5 protein-coding genes are annotated in these 5,615 nt (G+C 43.5%); 1 reads left to right on the top strand and 4 read right to left on the bottom strand.

Translation table 11 applies throughout. The annotated features are described in order from the left end of the window. From AC1MBV_RS17190 to rpoE, 4 genes are all read right to left on the bottom strand, one after another. Positions 1-750 (bottom strand): UDP-N-acetylglucosamine 1-carboxyvinyltransferase (locus AC1MBV_RS17190; protein WP_480948865.1); only part of this gene is annotated, 750 nt, incomplete at its 3' end. Positions 751-997: 247 nt separating this feature from the next. Then, positions 998-1,399: a response regulator gene (locus tag AC1MBV_RS17185; protein WP_480948864.1), complete on the bottom strand. Its 402-nt coding sequence runs from the start codon at positions 1,397-1,399 to the stop codon at positions 998-1,000. A 188-nt stretch (positions 1,400-1,587) separates the two neighbouring features. Then, positions 1,588-3,189, bottom strand: a complete 1,602-nt coding sequence (locus AC1MBV_RS17180) for a CTP synthase (protein WP_255748772.1) — start codon at positions 3,187-3,189, stop codon at positions 1,588-1,590. Positions 3,190-3,489: 300 nt separating this feature from the next. Then, positions 3,490-3,948 carry a DNA-directed RNA polymerase subunit delta gene (rpoE, locus tag AC1MBV_RS17175; RefSeq protein ID WP_255748771.1) on the bottom strand — a complete coding sequence of 153 codons (459 nt, stop codon included), beginning with the start codon at positions 3,946-3,948 and terminating at the stop codon, positions 3,490-3,492. 329 nt (positions 3,949-4,277) lie between these two features. Between rpoE and AC1MBV_RS17170 the strand changes: the two genes are divergently transcribed. Further along, complete coding sequence (locus AC1MBV_RS17170; RefSeq protein WP_255748770.1) at positions 4,278-5,492, top strand: phospholipase D-like domain-containing protein; 1,215 nt, start codon at positions 4,278-4,280, stop codon at positions 5,490-5,492. The last annotated feature ends 123 nt before the right edge of the window (positions 5,493-5,615 follow it).

Below are 5,615 nucleotides of genomic sequence, written 5' to 3'. Positions count from 1 at the left end.
CAACAAATGATCGGCCCCTGCAGCACCGATAATCATGAATGTCCCTGCTTCAATGCGATCCGGAATGATCATATGCCTACATCCATGCAGTTCCTGCACGCCTTCAACACGAATCACATCTGTGCCTGCCCCTTTGATTTTTGCACCCATGCTGGTCAGAAGCGTTGCTACATCAATAATTTCCGGTTCTTTTGCCGCATTCTCAATGATCGTCTGCCCTTCAGCCTTGACTGCGGCCAGCATAATATTGATCGTCGCACCGACACTGACAACATCAAGGTAGATACGCGCACCATGTAAGGATTCTGCACGCAAATAAATAGCACCGCGTTCGTTTGTTACCTTCGCTCCGAGCGCTTCAAATCCTTTAATATGCTGATCAATAGGACGCGGACCCAAATTGCATCCGCCGGGAAGACCGATCACCGCTTTGTGAAATCTGCCGAGCATGGCTCCCATCAAATAGTAAGAAGCACGTAATCGTTTTACCGAGCCGTTCGGCAACGGCATGTCCACCATCTTCCTCGGATCGACAGTAAACGTATGGTCTTCAAAGGATACCGTTCCGCCAATCTCACGCAAGAGCTTGCATAGCGTGCGCACATCAGAAATATCGGGAAGCTGGTCAATAGTGACCGGTGAATCAGCAAGAATGGTGGCCGGAATTAATGCGACAGCACTATTTTTTGCACCGCTTATTTGAACGGTTCCATTTAAACGTGTGCCGCCTTCAATAAGTAATTTATCCATGGTCAGAATACTTCCTTTTCCTTTTACATCATTTTAAAAAGTGCCTATTGGAAACTTATGCGTGAAAACAAACGGACAAAATCATTATATGTACAGAGTGAAAGAAATGATCTTTATTTAATAAAAAATAAAGTGAACAATGATGAGGATGCCGTTCGAAATAAACGATTCTGTTAGCATTATAGCATAACCAATCATTTATGTCTGTGTGTACGACTGTCTTGAGGGCTTGCCTGCTTCAGACTCCCTAATTGCGATTTGGACATTCTTTTTCAACCGTAGCGATAAGTTCATGGAGATCAAACGGTTTGGTAAAATGGGCGACTGCACCGCTCCTCAATGCCTCCTGAACCATCGTATTTTCGCCATAAGCAGTCATAATGATTACTTTCACTTCCGGTTTTAGATCCTTTATTTTGTGCAAAATTTCCAGGCCATTCATCCTCGGAATTTTCATGTCCAGCAAAACCAGCTGCAAATCCTCTTTTTTCAGTAGTTCCAGTGCCTGTTCGCCATTCGCCGCAGTCACAATTTGGTAGTCCGTTTGCTTAAATACTTCTCGCAGGAGCATTCGAATGCCTGGCTGATCATCAACAACCATAATTTCATTTACATTTTTTGAAGCGTATACTGCGTCTTGTTTACTCATTACAATGCCCTCCTTCGTTCATTCATTTCATTAACGGTTTTATATATCATTTCTTTATGAAACTGCTTTTTCCTTCTTTTAATTAGTCTTGATCCGTTTCGACCACATTGAAGCGGATTGCAACTGCATTTATGTAAAAAAGCTGCCCCGTTTTTTACGGGGCAGCCAATTTTTCATTTTATCTTATGTTATTTTTCATTTTCCAAAGAAGCCTTGATAAAGTCATGGAACAGCGGTTCCGGACGGGTCGGACGCGATTTGAATTCCGGATGGAATTGACACGCGACAAACCACGGATGATCCTTCAGTTCGATCATTTCAACAAGATGGTTATCCGGGCTGAGTCCGGAGAATACCATGCCTTGTTCCGCCATTTGTTCACGGTATTGGTTATTAAACTCATAACGATGGCGATGACGCTGATAAATGATTTCTTTATTGTAAGCCGTATAAACCTTTGTATCCTTGACAATTTTGCATGGATAAAGACCTAGACGCAGCGTGCCGCCCATATCCTCGATATCCTTTTGTTCCGGCAGAAGATCAATGATTGCCTCCTCGGCATCCTGATTGAATTCTGCAGAATCAGCACCGCTTAATTTCAGAACATGACGGGCAAATTCAATGGTTGCCAGCTGCATGCCGAGACAGATTCCGAAGAACGGAACCTTGTGTTCACGTGCGTATTGAATCGCCAAAATTTTTCCTTCAATGCCGCGATCACCGAATCCGCCAGGCACGATAATGCCTTGGCAATCCTTCAATTGTTCCTCTACATTGTCCGGCAGCAAATCTTCGGAATTAATGTATTGAACCTTCACTTCAGTACCGAAGCTGTAGCCGCCGTGTTTAAGCGCCTCGACGACCGAAATATATGCATCCTGAAGCTCTACATATTTGCCGACCAATCCGATTTTCACATGTTTTTTCGGATGAAGGACCTTGTCCACAAGATCATGCCACTGACTCATATCCGCTTCGCCGTTCGGCAATTGCAATTTCTCGCAGACGATATCGTCCAAGTGCTGATCCTGCAACTGCAAAGGCACCTGATAAAGTGTTTCTGCATCCCTTGCTTCAATGACCGCATCTTTGTCAATATCGCAGAACAGTGCGAGCTTCGCCTTCATCTCTTCTGAGATCGGCAGTTCAGTTCGAACGACGATCACATTCGGCTGAATACCGAGACTGCGCAGCTCTTTCACGCTATGCTGTGTCGGCTTTGTTTTCATCTCGCCGGCTGCCTTTAGATAAGGGATCAGGGTGCAGTGAATATAGAGAACATTATCCACACCGACGTTGCTCTTGATTTGCCGGATCGCCTCAAGGAACGGCAAACTTTCAATGTCACCGACCGTACCGCCGATTTCAGTAATAACCACATCGGCTCCTGTCGTTTTGCCCGCACGGAAAACGCGATCTTTAATTTCATTTGTAATATGCGGAATGACTTGAACCGTTCCGCCCAAATAATCGCCTCGCCGCTCTCTTTTTAAAACCGTCGAGTAAATCTTTCCTGTCGTGACGTTGCTGTTTTTATTTAAATTGATATCAATGAACCGTTCATAGTGTCCAAGGTCCAGATCTGTTTCAGCTCCGTCATCAGTAACAAACACTTCACCATGCTGATACGGGCTCATTGTGCCGGGATCCACGTTAATATATGGATCAAATTTCTGAATGGTCACACTCAGTCCGCGATTTTTCAAAAGGCGCCCAAGCGAGGCTGCTGTAATTCCTTTTCCGAGAGACGAAACAACGCCTCCGGTCACAAAAATGTATTTCGTCATCCTTGATGATTTCCCCCTTATCAATAAAAAGCTTGGTAAAGTTCAGTGGCTCGTAAAGCGATGAGTCATTACGGCAAGGGGTCTTCATTACGATCACATTCGACCATTTTCGACCGGTTTTTCTTGCCTTTTTTTGTAAAAAAGCAAAAGCGGTACGCTCCCCTTTCGGAGGGCTCGCTTTTGCTTTAAAATTCGATTCTATTTGTCGCCCTTTGCAATTCTAACAAACTTAATCGGTCGAATCAAGGGTACGTTGCAGGAAAAAATGACCTGCATCCGGCGGTGTTAAAAAGCAGTCAATTATTCATCGTCTTCGTCAATAATTGCGTTCTTCTTAATGCGCTTTACATCGTCGTCTTCATAATCGTCGTCATCATCGGAATCATCGTCTGTGTCGTCCACATCCAAATCATCCTCGTCATCTTCATCATCATAATCGTCAAAGCCGTCTTCTGCTACCTTATGCTTTTCATGATGGCTGTCGCCAAGCGTTTTCGCAATATCATCTTCACGCTGTTCCAATGGATACCAATTGCGAAGTGCCCATAGATTGTGACCAACACTCAGAAAACGACCGTCGAGAATCAGAGTTGTGTAGAGACGTGCGAGTGACTCGCCGCCATCCGCCTCAATTTCGCCTTTTTTATAAACCAAGTCGGTCAGTTCATAGAAGGTTTTCGGTTCTTTGCCTTGTGCCAATATATTATAGAACTGATCAACCTTTGCTTTTTCAACCACGTGTTCTGTCAATGGAAACATCCTTTCCTTGTATCAATACTCGTCGATAACACAACATCCGCATGCTTAAAAAGATTCCGCAAATCTCTGTCCAAAAAAATCTATTTGGTGAGGCGCTTTAGCAAAACGCACACTGAGACTCATTATAAAGTTATACAATAAATACAATAGTCTGTTCCCCGATTAAAATCAAGTCTTGGCATAAAATTCATTGTGTATTCTCCATTTTATCATCTGTTTGCAACAAATCCTCCTAAATAGAGAATCCATACGATACATCGGCAAATTTGGGATATATTATAAGTTAAGACCGACGCCAATTCGCGTCTCATTTGATCGGGGGATCCTGCATGTATTTTTTATCGGCAATGCTCATCATCATTCTTGTACTTGTTGTTCTCATTTCTGCCGCTATTTTGGTTGATATACGCATAGGATTAAAAGTAAAAAGGCCATTGATTTCCGAACGTAAGCCGATTGCAGGCTTCAACCAATTCCGTTATTTCACAAATGGTCACGAACTCTTTAGAGAAATGAAGCAAAGTATTGAAAGTGCCAAGCACCACATTCATCTCTCCTTTTTTATATTTATCGCCGATGAAGTGGGCAACGAATGGCTTGAGCTTTTAAAGAAGAAGGCTGAAGAAGGCGTCGAAGTGCGGTTACTTGTCGACGCACTGAGCAGCTTCGCGCTACGAAAAAAAAGAGCTGAGCTGGCTCATGCAGGTGTGCAGCTTGCCTTCTCAGAAAAGCCAGTGTTCCCTTTTACTTTTTACTTCTTGAATCGCCGCAATCACCGAAAATTGATGATCATTGACGGAAAGATCGGCTATTTTGGCGGTTTTAATGTCAGTCGCGATTATATCGGACGTAATCCGAAAATGGGACCATGGCATGATAATCACCTGAAAATAGAAGGCGAAAGCGTTTCTGTCCTTCAGCGCTTGTTTATTGAAGACTGGACACAAGCATCAAAGAAAGATCTTCAAAACAATGATGCTTATTTTCCAAACGTCACTAAAGGACCCAGTCCCTTGACTTTAATTGGAACGGACGGCAAACAGCTGGAAGATTGCTTTGCAAAAGAGCTAGGCAGTGCTCATACATCCATTCTTATCGCATCTCCTTATTTTGTGCCAAGCAAAAGACTGCTCAATGTGCTCCTTGATCGGATGAAAAATGGCGTAGCAGTGACGATTTTATTGCCACAGAAAAAAGATCACCCGCTTGTTCAACCAGCTTCATTTCTATATCTTGAACCACTTGTTCAAAGAGGCGCTAAACTTTACCATTTTTATCAAGGCTTTTACCATTCAAAGCTCTTTGTCATTGATCGTAATCGCTGCTATTTGGGTACTGCCAATTTCGATCGGAGAAGTCTTTTTTGGAATGGTGAACTTTCCGGATTTACAGATGATCCCAGTCTCGTCCATCATGTACTCCATAATGTTGAAAAAGAAATAGAAGATAAATCGATTGCCGTTACCTACGAACAAATAAGAAAACGATCCCCGCTCGCTAAACTTTCCTCATATTGCAGCGGCTGGCTCAGCTTCTTTTTGTGAACTACATTGGGGAATCATCGCTTCGGTTTCTCGCATCAACTGAGCGCGACCGCTGGCGTCTCGCACCTCCGCTTTGATTCTCGTCCAAGACACTGGTGATTAGTTTGAATACGGGTCAGAATC

This window comes from Sporolactobacillus sp. PKPK-6 (genome assembly GCF_056678885.1).
This window is presented reverse-complemented; position numbering and strand designations above follow the sequence as displayed.